Below are 14,725 nucleotides of genomic sequence, written 5' to 3'. Positions count from 1 at the left end.
ATGAAAGTCGTATTTATGGGAACTCCGGAGTTTGCAGTACCAACACTGCAGGCATTGATTGATCATCATCAGGTGATCGGTGTTGTAACACAGCCGGACAAGCAGCGTGGAAGAGGGAAAAAAGTCCAGTTTCCACCGGTAAAAGAAAAAGCTGTGGAATATGATCTTCCGGTATATCAGCCTGTAAAGGCCAGAGAAGAGGAATTTGTTTCTGTTTTAAGAGATCTGAATCCGGATGTTATCGTGGTTGTTGCTTACGGACAGATACTGCCGGAAAGTATCCTGAATATTCCAAAGTATGGATGTATTAATGTTCATGGTTCCCTTCTTCCGAAATATCGCGGAGCGGCACCGATTCAGTGGTCCGTACTGGATGGAGAAGAAAAAACAGGGATTACTACAATGTATATGGAAAAGGGTCTGGATACAGGAGATATGATCGATAAAGTGGAACTTACTCTGGATCCAAAGGAAACAGCAGGATCTCTTCATGACAAATTAATGGTCATGGGAGCAGATCTTTTGCTGGAAACATTAGAAAAACTGGAAAATGGAACGGCTGTCCGCACAAAACAGGATGACAGTCTTAGCTGTTATGCAAAAATGCTTACAAAAGATATGGGACAGGTGGATTTTTCCAAATCTGCAGTAGAAATTGAACGATTGATTCGTGGACTGAATCCATGGCCAAGTGCTTATACATCCATGGATGGAAAGACAATGAAGTTGTGGGATGCAGATATAACCCCATATGATGGAGATGCAGAGCCGGGAACTATTGTAGATGTGACAAAGGAAGCCATTGTTGCAGCAACGGGAGAAGGTGCGCTGGCATTAAAAGAAATACAGCTGGCAGGAAAGAAACGTATGAAAGTCTCAGCATTTCTCCTTGGATATCATGTGGAAACAGGAACAAAGCTAGGAGAGTAAGATGGATAATCCAAGAGAATGTGCCCTTGATGTATTAATAAAAGTTGACAAGAAGGAAGAACTATCCCATATTGCCATTGGAAATGTGCTGGAGAAATATCAGTTTTCACCAAAAAGAGACAGGGCATTTTTTACCAGATTAACAGAAGGAACGCTGGAGCGCCAGCTGACCATTGATTATGTGATCAATCAGTTTTCAAAAACTCCGGTTCGCAAGTGTAAACCGCTGATTCGTGCATTGCTTCGAATGGGAACCTACCAGATCCTTTATATGGACCAGATTCCAGATTCAGCTGCATGTAATGAATCAGTAAAACTGGCAAAAAAAAGAGGTTTTGCAAGATTATCCGGTTTTGTAAATGGTGTATTGAGAAATATCAGCAGAAAACAGAAAGAAATCAAATGGCCATCCCGTGAAAAGGATCCGGTGCTGTTTTTGTCTGTTATATATTCTATGCCGCAGTGGATTATTGAATTCTTTCTTGAGACATATGATTTTGAAACAGTAGAGAAAATAGCAGCTTCTTATTTAGAAGAAAGGAGCACATCCCTTTGCTGCCTGATTTCCAGAGGAACAAAGGATGCCTTAAAAAAGGAACTGGCAGAAGAAGGTGTCACTGTAGAAGATGGTATTATAGTAAAAAATGCTATTAGAATTTCTGATTATGATTTTTTATATTGTCTGGATGCCTTTCGAGACGGAAAATGTATCGTTCAGGATGAAAGCTCTATGCTGGCGGCCTCTCTGGCAGAAGTAGAAAAAGGACAGCTGGTACTGGATGTATGCAGTGCACCAGGGGGGAAAGCTTTATATACTGCTGACCAGATGGAAGGAACAGGAAAAGTAATTGCCAGAGATCTGACAGAGTATAAGACAGATCTGATCGAGGAAAATATTGAGAGAACAGAACTTTCCAATATTTGTGCAGAGGTTTTTGATGCAAGAAATCTGGATGAAGAAATGATTGGGAAAGCAGATGTGGTGATAGCAGATCTTCCATGTTCAGGTCTTGGTATCATGGCAAAAAAGAATGATATTAAGTATAATATTTCAAAGGATAGTTTAGATTCACTGGTCAATCTTCAAAGAGAGATTTTGACCAATGCTGTTAAATATGTAAAACCGGGCGGCACATTGATTTATAGTACATGTACCATAAATCCGGCAGAGAATGAAGAAAATTTCCATTGGATCAGGGAAATTTCAGGGTTTACTCCAGTAGATTTTATGGAAAATCTGCCAGATGTGATAAAAATGGAAACTGCCCGAAAGGGATATATTCAGCTGCTTCCGGGAGTTCATCCTTGTGATGGATTTTTTATTGGAAAACTAAGGAGACAATAGGATGGATTTAAAATCAATGACGCTTCCTCAGCTGGAAGCTTTTGTGGAATCAATCGGAGAAAAGAAATTTCGCGGGAAACAGTTGTATGACTGGATGCATAAACGATTGGCATTTTCTTTAGATGAGATGAATAATATTCCCAAAAAACTTAAGGAAAAAATAGAAGAAAACGCTGAGATCTACGGTGTAAAAATGGTAGATTGTTATGTTTCAAAGCTGGATGGAACAAGAAAATATCTGTTTGAACTTCATGATGGAAATATTATAGAAAGTGTATTGATGAAATATAAGCACGGTAATTCTGTCTGTATTTCATCACAGGCGGGTTGTAGAATGGGATGCCGGTTTTGTGCATCTACCCTTGGAGGACTGGACCGTAATCTGGAACCATCTGAAATGTTAAGTCAGATTTATTTTATTCAGAAGGATACAGGGGAGCGTGTATCCAATGTTGTTATGATGGGCACAGGGGAGCCTATGGATAATTTTGAAAATGTACTTCGTTTTCTGGAGTTAATTACTTCTGAAAATGGATTGAATATCAGTCAGAGAAATCTTACAATCTCAACCTGTGGAATTGTCCCTAAAATAAGAGAACTTGCCCAGAAGCATTTACAGATCACGCTGGCGATTTCTCTCCATTCACCAAATGATCTGATGCGTCAGGAACTGATGCCTATTGCCAGAAAATATTCAATGGATGAGCTTTTTGATGCTTGTAAATACTATTTTCAAGAGACAAATCGTCGAATGACCTTTGAATATAGCCTGGTAGCAGGAGTCAATGACCAGCCGGAGCATGCGCAGGAGTTATGCAGGCGTTTAAAAGGTTTTCCGTGTCATGTGAATCTGATACCGGTAAATCCTATTAAAGAAAGAGATTTTAAACAATCTTTACCAGAATCTGTTAAGCACTTTAAAAAGATACTTGAAAAAAATCGTGTAAATGTTACCATAAGAAGAGAAATGGGCGCAGATATCAATGCCGCCTGTGGACAACTTAGAAGAAAGAAACTGCAATCAGAAATGTAAAGGAGAACGAATATGCGATCCGTAGGAGCTTCACATATTGGAAAAGTCAGATCAGAAAATCAGGATAAGATTTTCTTTAGTGACCAGCCAGTGGGAAAACTGAATAATCTTTATATTGTCGCTGATGGTATGGGGGGACACCAGGCTGGAGGATATGCGTCTTCATATACGGTGCGCCGTTTTGTTGAGGAAATTGAACAATCCGAAGAAGAAGATCCAATAGAAGTCATGAAGATGTCAGTTTCAAAAGTTAATGAAGAAATTTTAAAAAAATGCAGGGAAGATGAAGCTTATGCAGGAATGGGTACGACCATTGTAGCAGCAACAGTTTCCGGTTCCGCTGTAACAGTTATGAATATCGGTGACAGCAGATTATATTATGGAGCCAGAGATCTGTGTCAGATTACCGTAGATCATTCTTATGTGGAGGAACTGGTTCAAGCCGGTGCCATCAGGAGAGATCAGAGCAGGCTTCATCCGAAAAAGAATTTAATTACCAGAGCTGTCGGAGCAGCATCAGCTGAACCTGACTTTTTTCAGTTTGAAGCCAAGGATGGCTATTTGCTGTTATGCAGTGATGGATTGACCAATATGTTAGATGATGATGAAATTAGAGAACTTCTGTTAGATCACAGCCAGTTGGAAAACAAAGTCAGCCAGATGGTGGGACGAGCCAATGAATATGGCGGCAAGGACAACATTTCACTGGTGATCGTTGATTTGAAGAAATGAGGTGAAAACAGATGTTGGATATAGGTGCAATGCTAGGCGGCCGTTATGAAATCCTCAAAAGGATTGGTGTCGGTGGAATGGCAGATGTCTATATGGCAAAAGACCATAAATTAAATAGAAAAGTAGCAGTAAAAGTACTGAAAAAAGAATATGTTGACGACGAGAAATTTATAAAGAAATTCCAGACTGAAGCTCAGGCTATTGCAAGTCTGATACATCCTAATATAGTCAATATCTATGATGTAGGAGCAGAAGATGGAATTAATTATATAGTAATGGAACTGGCAGAAGGTATTACATTAAAAGAATACATTCGCAGAAAGGGATATTTATCAGCCAAAGAAACGGTTGATATTTCTATTCAGATTGCATCGGCTATTGCCCATGCTCATAAAAATCATATAATTCATCGTGATATTAAACCACAGAATATTTTGATTTCTGAGACTGGAAATATTAAAGTAACGGATTTTGGAATTGCAAAAGCTGCAAACAGTAATACTGTTACGTCCACAGCAACCGCCATTGGATCTGTTCATTATATTTCGCCAGAGCAGGCAAAAGGACGTTTTTGCGATGAGAAAAGTGATATTTACTCTCTGGGGATTACCATGTATGAAATGGTAACCGGGCAGGTGCCGTTTGATCATGAAAATGGAGTAACCATTGCACTAATGCACCTTCAGAATGAGATTACTCCTCCAAGTGAGCTGATAGAAAATATTCCAAACAGCCTGGAGAAGATCATTTTAAAATGTACCATGAAGAAGCCGGAAGAACGTTATCAGACTGCAGAGGAACTGATTCAGGATCTGAAACTGGTCTTTGAAGATACTTCTGGAGACTACGTTGGTGTTGTTCCGATGATTGATGATTCTCCAACGATTATGATGGATCAGGATGAATTGAAAAACCAGATAGAGAATCATACAGCAGCAGATGATGAAAATGCATATTTAGATCCGGATGATGACGAAGATGAGGGAATGAATTCCAAGCTGGAGAAACTGGTCATTGTACTGGCAGCTGTTGTAGGTGCAATTATCCTGGTTTCTATTATTGTATTTGTTATCAAAAGTTCCGGTGTGTTTAAATCCGGAGACGAACCCAGCTCTGCTACTTTGGAAGTGACAACTACTGCAGAGAAAACAGAAAGTGAAAAATATACAGTGCCGAATGTAGTAGGAATGTCTTTATCCCGGGCAGAAGAAGAAATCGGAGATAATCTCAAGATTACAACAAAAGAGGAACAGTCCAGCCGGTATGAGGCAGGACAGGTTATCAGCCAGAGTATTGAAGGAGATACGGAGGTTGAAAAAGGGAGAGTCATTATTCTCACTGTAAGTTCAGGAGAGAATAAAGCTTCAGTTCCTGATGTGACGGGAGAAACTCAGTCAACGGCAACAAAGACATTGAAAAATCTCGGGTTTAATGTTCTTGTGGAATCTGAATATAGTTCTACTGTATCAGAAGGTTATGTAATATCACAGTCTCCTTCAGGAGGGGTGAAACTTTCCAAATCTTCTACAGTTACTATTGTTGTAAGCAAAGGAAGCAATCAGGTTCAGGTGCCTGATCTAAAATATTATACCCAGTCAGAAGCAAAACAGCAGCTTCAAAGAATGGGATTGAAGCTTGGAAGTGTTTCAAAAGAATATAACAGTGAGGTTGAAAAAGGACAGGTTATCCGTCAGTCAATTACAAAAGGAAGAAAGGTTTCCAAAGGAACAGCTGTTGGAATCGTAATCAGCCTTGGAGAACGTCCACAAACCACTGAGACAGAAGAAATGCAGGATACAGAAGAATAGCAGGAGTGTAAGATATTCATGCAGGGAAAGATCATTAAAGGAATAGCAGGTTTTTACTACGTACAAACAGGAGATAAAATTTATCAATGTAAGGCAAAAGGCATTTTCCGTAACAAGAAGATCAAGCCGCTGGTAGGAGATAATGTGGATATTGATATTTTAGATGAAACTGATCTGGAAGGAAATATTACAGAGATTCTGCCACGTACCAATGAGCTGATCCGTCCTGCTGTTGCAAATGTAGATCAGGCACTGGTAGTATTTGCTGCCAGAAATCCAAAGCCTAATTATAATCTGCTGGACCGTTTTCTTATGATGATGGAAAAGCAGCAGATTCCGGTTATTGTCTGTTTCAATAAAATGGATCTTGCAAAAGAAAAAGAACTGGCGTTGCTGGATCAGACATATGAAAACTGCGGACATAAGGTTATGTTTATCAGTGTCAGAAAAGAAGAAGGAATCGAAGAAATTCGAAATCTGATCCGAGGAAAGACGACAGTACTGGCCGGTCCTTCCGGAGTAGGCAAGTCATCACTGATGAATCTTCTGCAGCCGGAGGCAAATATGGAGACCGGAGCAGTCAGTGAAAAGATTAAACGCGGGAAGCATACTACAAGACATTCTGAACTGATTTGTATTGAAGAAAACACATTTGTACTTGATACACCGGGATTTAGTTCCCTGTTTATCCATACTTTTGAAGAAGATGAGATTAGAGAGTATTTTCAGGAATTTACTCCTTATGAGGGACAATGCCGTTTTCAGGGATGCAGTCACACACACGAACCTGACTGCGGTGTGAAGAAGGCATTGGAAGAAGGAAAAATAAGCCAGATTCGCTATGACAACTATGTAAATATTTATACAGAATTAAAAGAAAAGAGAAAATGGTAATGAAAATATTGATTTTGACAGGTGGAAGCCTAGATTTGGCTTTCGCCTGCTCTTATATAAAACAATGGAAGCCGGATCAGATCATTACGGCAGATAAAGGACTGGTTTACGCCCGTCAATGTGGCATTGAGCCTGATGTGATTCTTGGAGATTTTGACAGCTGTGATAAAACAGTTATGGACGAATTCTCTACAGAACAAAAAATACTGGTACCATGCGAAAAAGATGATACCGATACAGGTTTGGCAATGCAGAAAGCAATTGAGATGGGGGCAGATGAGATTCTGATTCTTGGAGCCACTGGAACAAGACTTGATCATGTTATGGGAAACATGGGGCAACTGGTTTTTGCTGCCAGACATGGAGTTTTTGCTCAGATTGTCGATCCATGCAACCGAATTTCCGTGGTAAAAAATGGTCGGAAAATCCGGCGAGAGGGCCAGTTTGGAAAATATATTTCACTGATTCCCGTATATGAAGCTAAAGGAGTAACATTAAAGGGGTTTAAATATCCTCTAAATAATGATACACTTGTATTTCATGAGTCCTGGGGAATCAGTAATGAGCTGGAAAAGGATGAGGGTAGTATTTACTACAAGGAAGGAATATTACTGCTAATTGAAAGCAAAGATTGAGGTGTATTTATGAAAGGTAACGCAAAAAACAAACAGGAGATCAATGTAAAAGGTAAGCTGGAGAAGATTTTATGGGCATGTCTGATCGTTATGTTCATCATTGCATTCTTTGGAATGTTTATTGGAAAGCATATGGATGGTGCAGTTTTTTATAAAATCTGTATCCAGATGACAGTTTTTTCATCTGTGATTTTAAGTTTAGAAAGATTCTATTTTGGTAAAGAAATGGGAAGAGATATGCCACAGGTATATAATATTACATATTGGCTGATTATCTTATGGGCCATTGTACTTGTGTTGCATTTTATGGGAGTGAATTTCCTGGATTTCCTTATGACCAGCAATTCCAGAACTTTCTGGGTTATTGTTCCAACAGCCAGCCTGTTATGGGAGACACGTTATATTTTCGGTGACAATCTGGATTGGGATAATACAGATAAGTATGGCTGGAAAGAAGGAAGAATGAATTACTCTCAGAATAATAAAAAAAATAAGAAAGATGGGAAGTAATGAATTATAAAAAGGCAAAGATTTCAGAAACTGCAAGCGTAGCAAAGGAAACAATACTGCTTGGGGATATCACCATTGGAGATGAAACAACAGTTTTGTTTTATACTGTCATGCGTGCAGAAGATCCTCAGACCATAGAAATCGGACGACAAAGTAATATTCAGGAAAATTGTACGATTCATGTGGATGAAGGATTTGGAGTTAAAATCGGAGATGGTGTTACTGTTGGACATAATTGTGTGATTCACGGATGTGAAATCGGTGACGGCACTTTGATTGGAATGGGATCCATTATAATGAACGGTGCAAAAGTCGGAAAAGGATGTCTGATCGGTGCAGGAAGTCTTATTACCCAGAACACTGTAATTCCCGATGGAATGCTCGTTATGGGAAGTCCGGCAAAGGTGAAAAGACCTTTAACGGAAGAAGAAAAGCAATATATTGCAGATAGTGTTCCGGAATATATAGAAGCAGGAAAAATGTTAAGAGAAGATGGAATTCTTTAAATAGTATAGAATTGGAAGTGTAAAATGAAACCTGGAATTAAAGATGTGGCAAAAGTGGCTGGGGTTTCACCTACGACAGTATCCCGGGTTCTCAACAACCGAGGATATATCAGTGAAGAGACCAGACAAAAAGTATATGCAGCCATGGAGGAGATAAATTATTATCCCAATGAAATAGCCAGAGCATTATTGAATAATCGAACATATTTTGTAGGAGTCATTGTACCCACAGTAACAGCCCCTTTCCATGCTGAGGTTGTGGAACAGGTAGAGTACTTTCTTTCACAGCAGAATTACAAAATGCTTTTATGCAACAGTAAGAATCAGTTGAAAACAGAAAAGAAATATATTGATATGCTGCGCAGAAATCAGGTAGATGGGATGATCGTGGGAACTCATAACATGGTAGTGGAAGATTATTCTAAATTGAAAATGCCGGTTGTAGGTATAGACAGGTTTTTAGGTGAGAATGTTCCAATCGTATCCTGTGATAACTATGAAGTGGGACGGATGGCAACAAGGCATTTGCTGGAAAAAGGGTGCCGTAATATTTTATGCATTCGTGGTAACAGTAAACTGAAAATGCCAGGTAATCAAAGAAGTCAGGCATATATCGATGAGATGAAAAAGTCAGGTTATGAACCATTGATACTGGAAGTACCATTTGTAAAAGAATATGTGGAGAAGCAGAAAATAATCTATGATATGCTCAATGGCCATCCGGAAATTGATGGAGTGTTTGCCGGAGATGATTCTCTAGCTATTATAGTCCTGCATATTGCAAGGCAGAAAGGAATACGAATACCAGAAGATTTAAAGGTAATCGGGGTAGATGGAACGAAAGAAGTTGTAGGATTTGTTCCGGAACTAACGACCATACAGCAGCCCACAAAAGAAATTGCACGGGTTGCAGTGGAAAAACTGATTGATTTAATCGAAGGAAAAGAAAGCCAAAGTTGTCTTGATTTACCGGTAAGATTACTGGATGGAGAAACAACATAAGAAATAGAAAGGAGAAATAGTTAAGATTTCTCCTTTTTTGTGCTTTTTTTACAAAAAAACCTATGATAGTTTGGTCAAAATGACGTTGTGAAAACGATTGACATATGAAAACGATTGACATATAATAAGGACATCAAGGAAAGAAGGAAAGGAGAAGACTATGTATAAATTGTATTATCAGCCAAATGGAATTTGGGTGGGTGATATCATGCCGTATGGCAAAGATGGTAGATTTTATATATATCATCAACGTGATACAAGAAATCCGGGTCCATTCGGAGAGCCGTTTGGGTGGTCACTGGCAACAACAGAAGATTTCGTAAATTATAAAGATTACGGAGAAAGCCTAAAACGAGGAACAGACCAGGAGGCAGACCAGTTTATTTATGCAGGAAGTGTTTTTGAAGCAGAGGGATGTTTTCATGCATTTTATACAGGATATAACAGAGAATTCTTAAAAGCAGGAAAGACATCACAAACATTGCTTCACGCAACCAGCTCTGATGGAATCTCATGGGAGAAATCAAAAGAAGCTTTAGAAATTCCACCACAGGAAGGATATGATAAGCGAAACTGGAGAGATCCATTTGTCATATGGGATGACGAAAGAGAAGAATATCTTTTGATTCTTGGAGCAAGGAAAGGTGAAGACAAGAGAAAGCAGACAGGACGTCTGGTTCATTTCACATCAAAAGATCTGAAAACATGGGAATTCAAAGGAGACTTTTGGTCACCTGGAATCTACACTATGTTTGAAATGCCGGAACTGTTTAAAATGGGAGACTGGTGGTATTTGGTATTTTCTGAGTATAGTGATGAGAATAAAATTCATTATCGCATGAGCAGGGATTTATACGGGCCATGGACTGCAGCGACAGATGATGCTTTTGATGGAAGAGCTTATTATGCAGGAAGAACAGCTTTTGATGGAAAACGCAGAGTATTATTTGGATGGGTTCCAACAAAAGATGGTCAGCAGGATAAAAATTCATATTTATGGGGAGGAACCTTTGTACCACATGAAGTATTCCAAAGAGAAGATGGGACTTTAGGGGTAAAACCTTTAGATAGCATGATGGAAGCTTTTGTGGAGTGGAAGGATTTATTTAACCCTTGTATGAAAACGATTGACACAAAAGATGAAAAGATTCTTTGTGAAGATACAGGGACAACAGCTGTATTTAAAACAACTTTAAAATTTGCAGAAGGAACAAGAGAATTTTCTTTGAAATTCTATGAAGATATGGAAACCGGGGTATCTTATGAATTCCGTTTTTATGTTGGAAAGAACAAAGTTGTTTTTGATAAATGTCCAAATTATCCTTGGTATCAGTGCTTTAATACAGGACTGGAGAGACCGGTAAAACTTGAAGCCGGTCAGGATTATCATGTACAATTAATCATCGAAGATGATATTGCAACTTTGTATGTGAATGGAACTGCATTAAATGTGAGATTTTATGAGAAACCTGGAATGGCATTGGCACTGACCGTAACAGATGGTGAAATAATAACTGAAAATACTAAACTTTCAAAAGTAGTCAAGAAAGATTAAGAAAGGAAAAGAAAGTGGATTACAAAAAGATTGCACAAGAGGTTGTAGATCAGATCGGTGGGGTGGAAAACATCAAAGGTGCGACCCACTGTGTCACAAGATTACGTTTGATCTTAAATGATGAAACAAAATACAACAGAAAGAAACTGGAAAAAATTGATGGTGTTAAAGGAGTTCTCTTTAACAGTGGACAGCTGATGATTATTTTTGGTACAGGAACTGTAAACAATGTGTATGATGCATTTATTGAATTAACCTGTGCAAAAGAATTATCACAGTCTGATGCTAAAGCAGAAGGTGTCAGCAAAATGGGAAAAGTACAGCAGGTATTCAAAGTTTTCTCAGATATCTTTATTCCGATTATTCCTGCATTCGTTGCAGCAGCGATTATTATTGGTGTAAAAGCTTTATTAACAGCAGAAGGAATGTTTGGTTTAGAAGGTGCCCTAGTTGATCAGAGCAAACTGATTGCTGATATTGCTGATTTCCTGGCTATTATTGCAACAACTTTTGATTACCTCCCAATTCTGGTAATGTACAGTGCTGTAAAACGATTTGGCGGAAATCCAATTCTCGGTATTTTAGTTGGTATCGTTATGGTTCATCCAAATCTTATGAATCGTAATGCCTTTGTATTGGACCCATCTCAGGCAGAGTACTGGAATTTTGGGCCTCTGGCAATTGCAAAAGTTGCATATCAGGGTGGAGTTTTCCCTGCAATCTTAACTGCATGGTTTATGTCTAAAGTAGAGAAAATCGCTCAGAAACATGTACCACAGGTTGTTTCATTTGTTCTGGTACCAACAATTACTATTCTTTGTGCCAACGTGGCATTGTTCACTGTATTTGGACCAGTTGGTAATCTCATCGGAAATGGTCTGGCAGGTTTAATTGATATTCTTTATAATCGTTTAGGTGCATTTGGAGCATTTTTCTTTGCAGCTATGCTTCAGCCGTTAGTAGTAACCGGTACTCATCAGGCAATTCAGGGTATCGAAGCTAACTTAATTGCTACAACAGGATTTAACTATATTCAGGCAATCTGGTCTGTGTCTATCATTGCACAGGGTGGAGGAGCCATGGGAATGTATTTCCTTGCGAAAAAGCATTCAAAAGACAGAGATATTGCAGTATCAAGTTTTGTTCCTACATTAGTAGGTATTTCTGAACCGGCAATCTTCGCAGTGAACCTTAAATATTCAGTGATTCCATTTGTATGTGCATGTCTTGGAGCTGGATTCGGTGGAGCCTTTATGAAACTTGCAGGTGTTCGTGCCATTGGGCAGGGATTAACAGGTGTTCTTGGATTATTACTGGTTGTTCCTGATAAATTAATCTTTTATGTGATTGGTAACCTGATTGCTTTTGTACTTCCAATTGTATTTATTCTTATTTATGATAAAACAAAAGGTGTTCCAAAAGAAGAAGAGGAAGACGAAGCAGAATCTTTTGAAATTGATGAAACAGTAAAAGTTCCTGTAAATGCAGTGGTTGATGGAACAGTGATTCCTGTAGAAGATGTAAAAGATGGGGTATTTTCTGAAAAAGTATTAGGTGATGGTGTTGGAATTATTCCGGAAAGTGAAATGGTTGTTGCACCTGCAGATGGTGAAATCTGTACTGTAATGGAAGGATCCAATCATGCTGTAGGAATTCGTTTAAAAAACAACATGACATATTTAATCCATGTTGGAATTGACACAGTATCCATGAAGGGAGAAGGATTTCAGTGTTTTGTAAAGGTTGGAGACAAAGTCAAGGCAGGAGATAAGTTATTATCCTTTGATAAAGCAAAAATTGAAGCAAAAGGATTAAATCCGGTCGTTGTATTTGTAAAAACAGATGAAGGTAACCGGAATCCGGTGAACTTTAAATCAGGAATCAAAGTAACAGCAGGAAAAGACATTGTTGGAGAATAAAATGGAATTTTTAAAAGTTGAAAAATATACAGCATTAAAAAAAGAGCATAAAGAATATATTGGTCAGCTGATGGAGTATTGCAGCAAAACTCCCCGACATCCGAAATTTCATATTCACCCTCCATGCGGACTCATGAACGATCCTAATGGCCTTGCATATTTTAAAGGAAAATATCATGTTTTTTATCAGTGGTTCCCTTTTGGTCCTGAACATGGAATGAAGCATTGGGCACATGTATCCTCAGAAAATCTTACTGAGTGGAAATGGTCTGATGAAATACTTATTCCCGATCAGGAATATGAGAAAAATGGATGTTATTCCGGAAACTCTATAGAGGCAGATAACAGATTGTATCTTTTTTATACAGCCAATTATAAAACTGAACAGGGAAAAGTACCTAAACAGGCAATGGCATGGATGGAAGAAGATGGATCCATACATAAATATGAGAAAAATCCTATTATTGATGAAAAACCAGAAGGTTTAATCGGGGAAATCAGAGATCCGTTTGTATTTAAAAAAGATGGTGCTTATTATATGTTTCTTGGGGGAGGAAGTATTTCCGGAGAAGCAAAACTTCTTCTTTATAAAAGCGGAGATTTATTCCACTGGGAGTATCAGGGAACAGTAGATGTAACGGTAGATGGTCTGGAAATGGGATATATGTTTGAATGCCCTTCTTATATTCAGGTGGGTGATAAAGATGTTCTGTTTTTGTCCTTGATGGGTCGTGAGCCAGAAGGAGACCGTTATCATAATGAATTTTCCAGTTTGTATTTTATTGGGGAACTTGATCTGGAAAATATGAAATTTCATGTTGAAAGCTATGATGAAATCGATAAAGGATTTGATTTCTATGCACCTCAGGCATTTTATGGTGAGAATAAGCAGCCAATGATGTTTGCATGGTTTGGATGTGGGGTCCAGGATCTTCCATATGCAAAGGAAGACATGTGGATTCATGCATTGACAATGCCTCGAATTTTATCTGTAAAAAATGGGAAACTATATCAGACCATTCCGGAGGAAATTTCCAGTCAGTTCGAAAGCAGGGAGATTTCTGAAAAAACATGGAAATTACATCTGGATCTGACAAAAGAATCCTGTACCGGCATACAGATCGGAGAAGATGGAGACTGCCTGACTATCGAAATTGATCCTGTGAATGGATACATCACAGCAGATAGAACCAATCTTTTGCATAAGATTTCAGAAGAATACGGATATGTCCGCAGATTACAGACAAAAGAAGGCACCATTTCAAGTCTTAGTCTATATTATGATAATACGTTTTTGGAAATATATATCAATGGAGGAGAAGAAGTTATGACCCTTCGGGCTTTTCCAGAAAAAAACAAAATTGTATTAAAGAAATAATCCTAAATTTTATTCAGAAGCAGGGAAGCCTAAGTGGCTTCCTTGTTTGCATTTACAGAAAAAGTATGCTACCATTTTCATAATAATGGGGAAAAAAGTTCTAAACCATAGGGTTATTGTTTGAAAAATACAAAAATTATGTTAACATTAATTCCATAAGAAAATATCAGGAGGAGAAAACATGGCAAACCATATTGATGATGCAACAATCGAATATGTTGGAATCCTTGCGAAGCTGGAGTTATCCGGTGAAGAAAAGGAACAGGCAAAAAAAGACATGGAAAGCATGCTTGATTATGTAGATAAGTTAAATGAATTAGATACCAGCGGGGTTGAACCTATGTCTCATGTATTCCCGGTACACAATGTGTTCCGTGAAGATGTGGTGGCAAATGGAGACGGAAGCGAAGATACTTTAGCAAATGCACCAGAAGAACAGGATCATTCTTTTGTTGTACCGAAGACAATCGTATAGGAG

General features: G+C 38.5%; 14 protein-coding genes. All 14 read left to right on the top strand.

What is annotated here, in order from left to right:
• The gene (gene fmt / locus BHF70_RS05740; RefSeq protein ID WP_075759365.1) at positions 1 to 930 is read left to right on the top strand and encodes a methionyl-tRNA formyltransferase; all 930 of its coding nucleotides are present in this window, start codon (positions 1 to 3) and stop codon (positions 928 to 930) included.
• Between the two features lies 1 nt (position 931).
• The gene (rsmB, locus tag BHF70_RS05735; RefSeq protein WP_075759364.1) at positions 932 to 2,275 is read left to right on the top strand and encodes a 16S rRNA (cytosine(967)-C(5))-methyltransferase RsmB; all 1,344 of its coding nucleotides are present in this window, start codon (positions 932 to 934) and stop codon (positions 2,273 to 2,275) included.
• Position 2,276: 1 nt separating this feature from the next.
• Entirely contained in the window at positions 2,277 to 3,308 is a 1,032-nt protein-coding gene (gene rlmN / locus BHF70_RS05730) for a 23S rRNA (adenine(2503)-C(2))-methyltransferase RlmN (protein ID WP_075759363.1), read from the top strand.
• A 12-nt stretch (positions 3,309 to 3,320) separates the two neighbouring features.
• Positions 3,321 to 4,040, top strand: a complete 720-nt coding sequence (locus tag BHF70_RS05725) for a Stp1/IreP family PP2C-type Ser/Thr phosphatase (RefSeq protein WP_075759362.1) — start codon at positions 3,321 to 3,323, stop codon at positions 4,038 to 4,040.
• A gap of 11 nt (positions 4,041 to 4,051) precedes the next feature.
• Positions 4,052 to 5,848 carry a Stk1 family PASTA domain-containing Ser/Thr kinase gene (pknB, locus tag BHF70_RS05720; RefSeq protein WP_075759361.1) on the top strand — a complete coding sequence of 599 codons (1,797 nt, stop codon included), beginning with the start codon at positions 4,052 to 4,054 and terminating at the stop codon, positions 5,846 to 5,848.
• An 18-nt stretch (positions 5,849 to 5,866) separates the two neighbouring features.
• A complete protein-coding gene (gene rsgA, locus BHF70_RS05715; RefSeq protein ID WP_075759360.1) occupies positions 5,867 to 6,742 on the top strand; it encodes a ribosome small subunit-dependent GTPase A in 876 nt (291 codons plus the stop codon).
• A complete protein-coding gene (locus tag BHF70_RS05710; RefSeq protein WP_230973731.1) occupies positions 6,742 to 7,377 on the top strand; it encodes a thiamine diphosphokinase in 636 nt (211 codons plus the stop codon). Before rsgA ends, BHF70_RS05710 begins: the two co-directional genes overlap by 1 nt.
• Before the next feature lie 9 nt (positions 7,378 to 7,386).
• A complete protein-coding gene (locus BHF70_RS05705) occupies positions 7,387 to 7,887 on the top strand; it encodes a hypothetical protein (protein WP_075759358.1) in 501 nt (166 codons plus the stop codon).
• A complete protein-coding gene (locus tag BHF70_RS05700; RefSeq protein WP_075759357.1) occupies positions 7,887 to 8,393 on the top strand; it encodes a gamma carbonic anhydrase family protein in 507 nt (168 codons plus the stop codon). The genes BHF70_RS05705 and BHF70_RS05700 overlap by 1 nt, the downstream gene beginning before the upstream one ends.
• A gap of 24 nt (positions 8,394 to 8,417) precedes the next feature.
• Positions 8,418 to 9,395: a LacI family DNA-binding transcriptional regulator gene (locus BHF70_RS05695; RefSeq protein ID WP_075759356.1), complete on the top strand. Its 978-nt coding sequence runs from the start codon at positions 8,418 to 8,420 to the stop codon at positions 9,393 to 9,395.
• 160 nt (positions 9,396 to 9,555) lie between these two features.
• On the top strand, positions 9,556 to 10,950 hold the full coding sequence (locus BHF70_RS05690; protein WP_075759355.1) for a family 43 glycosylhydrolase: 1,395 nt from the start codon (positions 9,556 to 9,558) through the stop codon (positions 10,948 to 10,950).
• 14 nt (positions 10,951 to 10,964) lie between these two features.
• Positions 10,965 to 12,869, top strand: coding sequence for a PTS beta-glucoside transporter subunit IIBCA (locus BHF70_RS05685; protein WP_075759354.1), 1,905 nt, complete (start codon positions 10,965 to 10,967; stop codon positions 12,867 to 12,869).
• A 1-nt stretch (position 12,870) separates the two neighbouring features.
• Complete coding sequence (locus BHF70_RS05680; RefSeq protein ID WP_075759353.1) at positions 12,871 to 14,247, top strand: glycoside hydrolase family 32 protein; 1,377 nt, start codon at positions 12,871 to 12,873, stop codon at positions 14,245 to 14,247.
• Between the two features lie 181 nt (positions 14,248 to 14,428).
• Entirely contained in the window at positions 14,429 to 14,722 is a 294-nt protein-coding gene (gene gatC / locus BHF70_RS05675; RefSeq protein ID WP_075759352.1) for an Asp-tRNA(Asn)/Glu-tRNA(Gln) amidotransferase subunit GatC, read from the top strand.
• Positions 14,723 to 14,725 lie beyond the last annotated feature (3 nt).

This window comes from Anaerostipes sp. 494a (assembly GCF_001940315.1).
Taxonomy (GTDB): Bacteria; Bacillota; Clostridia; order Lachnospirales; family Lachnospiraceae; genus Anaerostipes; species Anaerostipes faecalis.
Note: the sequence above shows the minus strand (reverse complement) of the source record. Positions and strands in the feature narration are given on the sequence as shown.

Excerpts from the sequence above, each read along its gene's own strand:
- BHF70_RS05725 (WP_075759362.1), top strand. The coding sequence starts at position 3,321 with ATGCGATCCGTAGGAGCTTCACATATTGGAAAAGTCAGATCAGAAAAT.
- fmt (WP_075759365.1), top strand. The coding sequence starts at position 1 with ATGAAAGTCGTATTTATGGGAACTCCGGAGTTTGCAGTACCAACACTG.
- pknB (WP_075759361.1), top strand. The coding sequence starts at position 4,052 with ATGTTGGATATAGGTGCAATGCTAGGCGGCCGTTATGAAATCCTCAAA.
- rsgA (WP_075759360.1), top strand. The coding sequence starts at position 5,867 with ATGCAGGGAAAGATCATTAAAGGAATAGCAGGTTTTTACTACGTACAA.
- BHF70_RS05700 (WP_075759357.1), top strand. The coding sequence starts at position 7,887 with ATGAATTATAAAAAGGCAAAGATTTCAGAAACTGCAAGCGTAGCAAAG.
- rlmN (WP_075759363.1), top strand. The coding sequence starts at position 2,277 with ATGGATTTAAAATCAATGACGCTTCCTCAGCTGGAAGCTTTTGTGGAA.
- rsmB (WP_075759364.1), top strand. The coding sequence starts at position 932 with ATGGATAATCCAAGAGAATGTGCCCTTGATGTATTAATAAAAGTTGAC.
- gatC (WP_075759352.1), top strand. The coding sequence starts at position 14,429 with ATGGCAAACCATATTGATGATGCAACAATCGAATATGTTGGAATCCTT.
- BHF70_RS05705 (WP_075759358.1), top strand. The coding sequence starts at position 7,387 with ATGAAAGGTAACGCAAAAAACAAACAGGAGATCAATGTAAAAGGTAAG.
- BHF70_RS05695 (WP_075759356.1), top strand. The coding sequence starts at position 8,418 with ATGAAACCTGGAATTAAAGATGTGGCAAAAGTGGCTGGGGTTTCACCT.
- BHF70_RS05690 (WP_075759355.1), top strand. The coding sequence starts at position 9,556 with ATGTATAAATTGTATTATCAGCCAAATGGAATTTGGGTGGGTGATATC.
- BHF70_RS05680 (WP_075759353.1), top strand. The coding sequence starts at position 12,871 with ATGGAATTTTTAAAAGTTGAAAAATATACAGCATTAAAAAAAGAGCAT.
- BHF70_RS05710 (WP_230973731.1), top strand. The coding sequence starts at position 6,742 with ATGAAAATATTGATTTTGACAGGTGGAAGCCTAGATTTGGCTTTCGCC.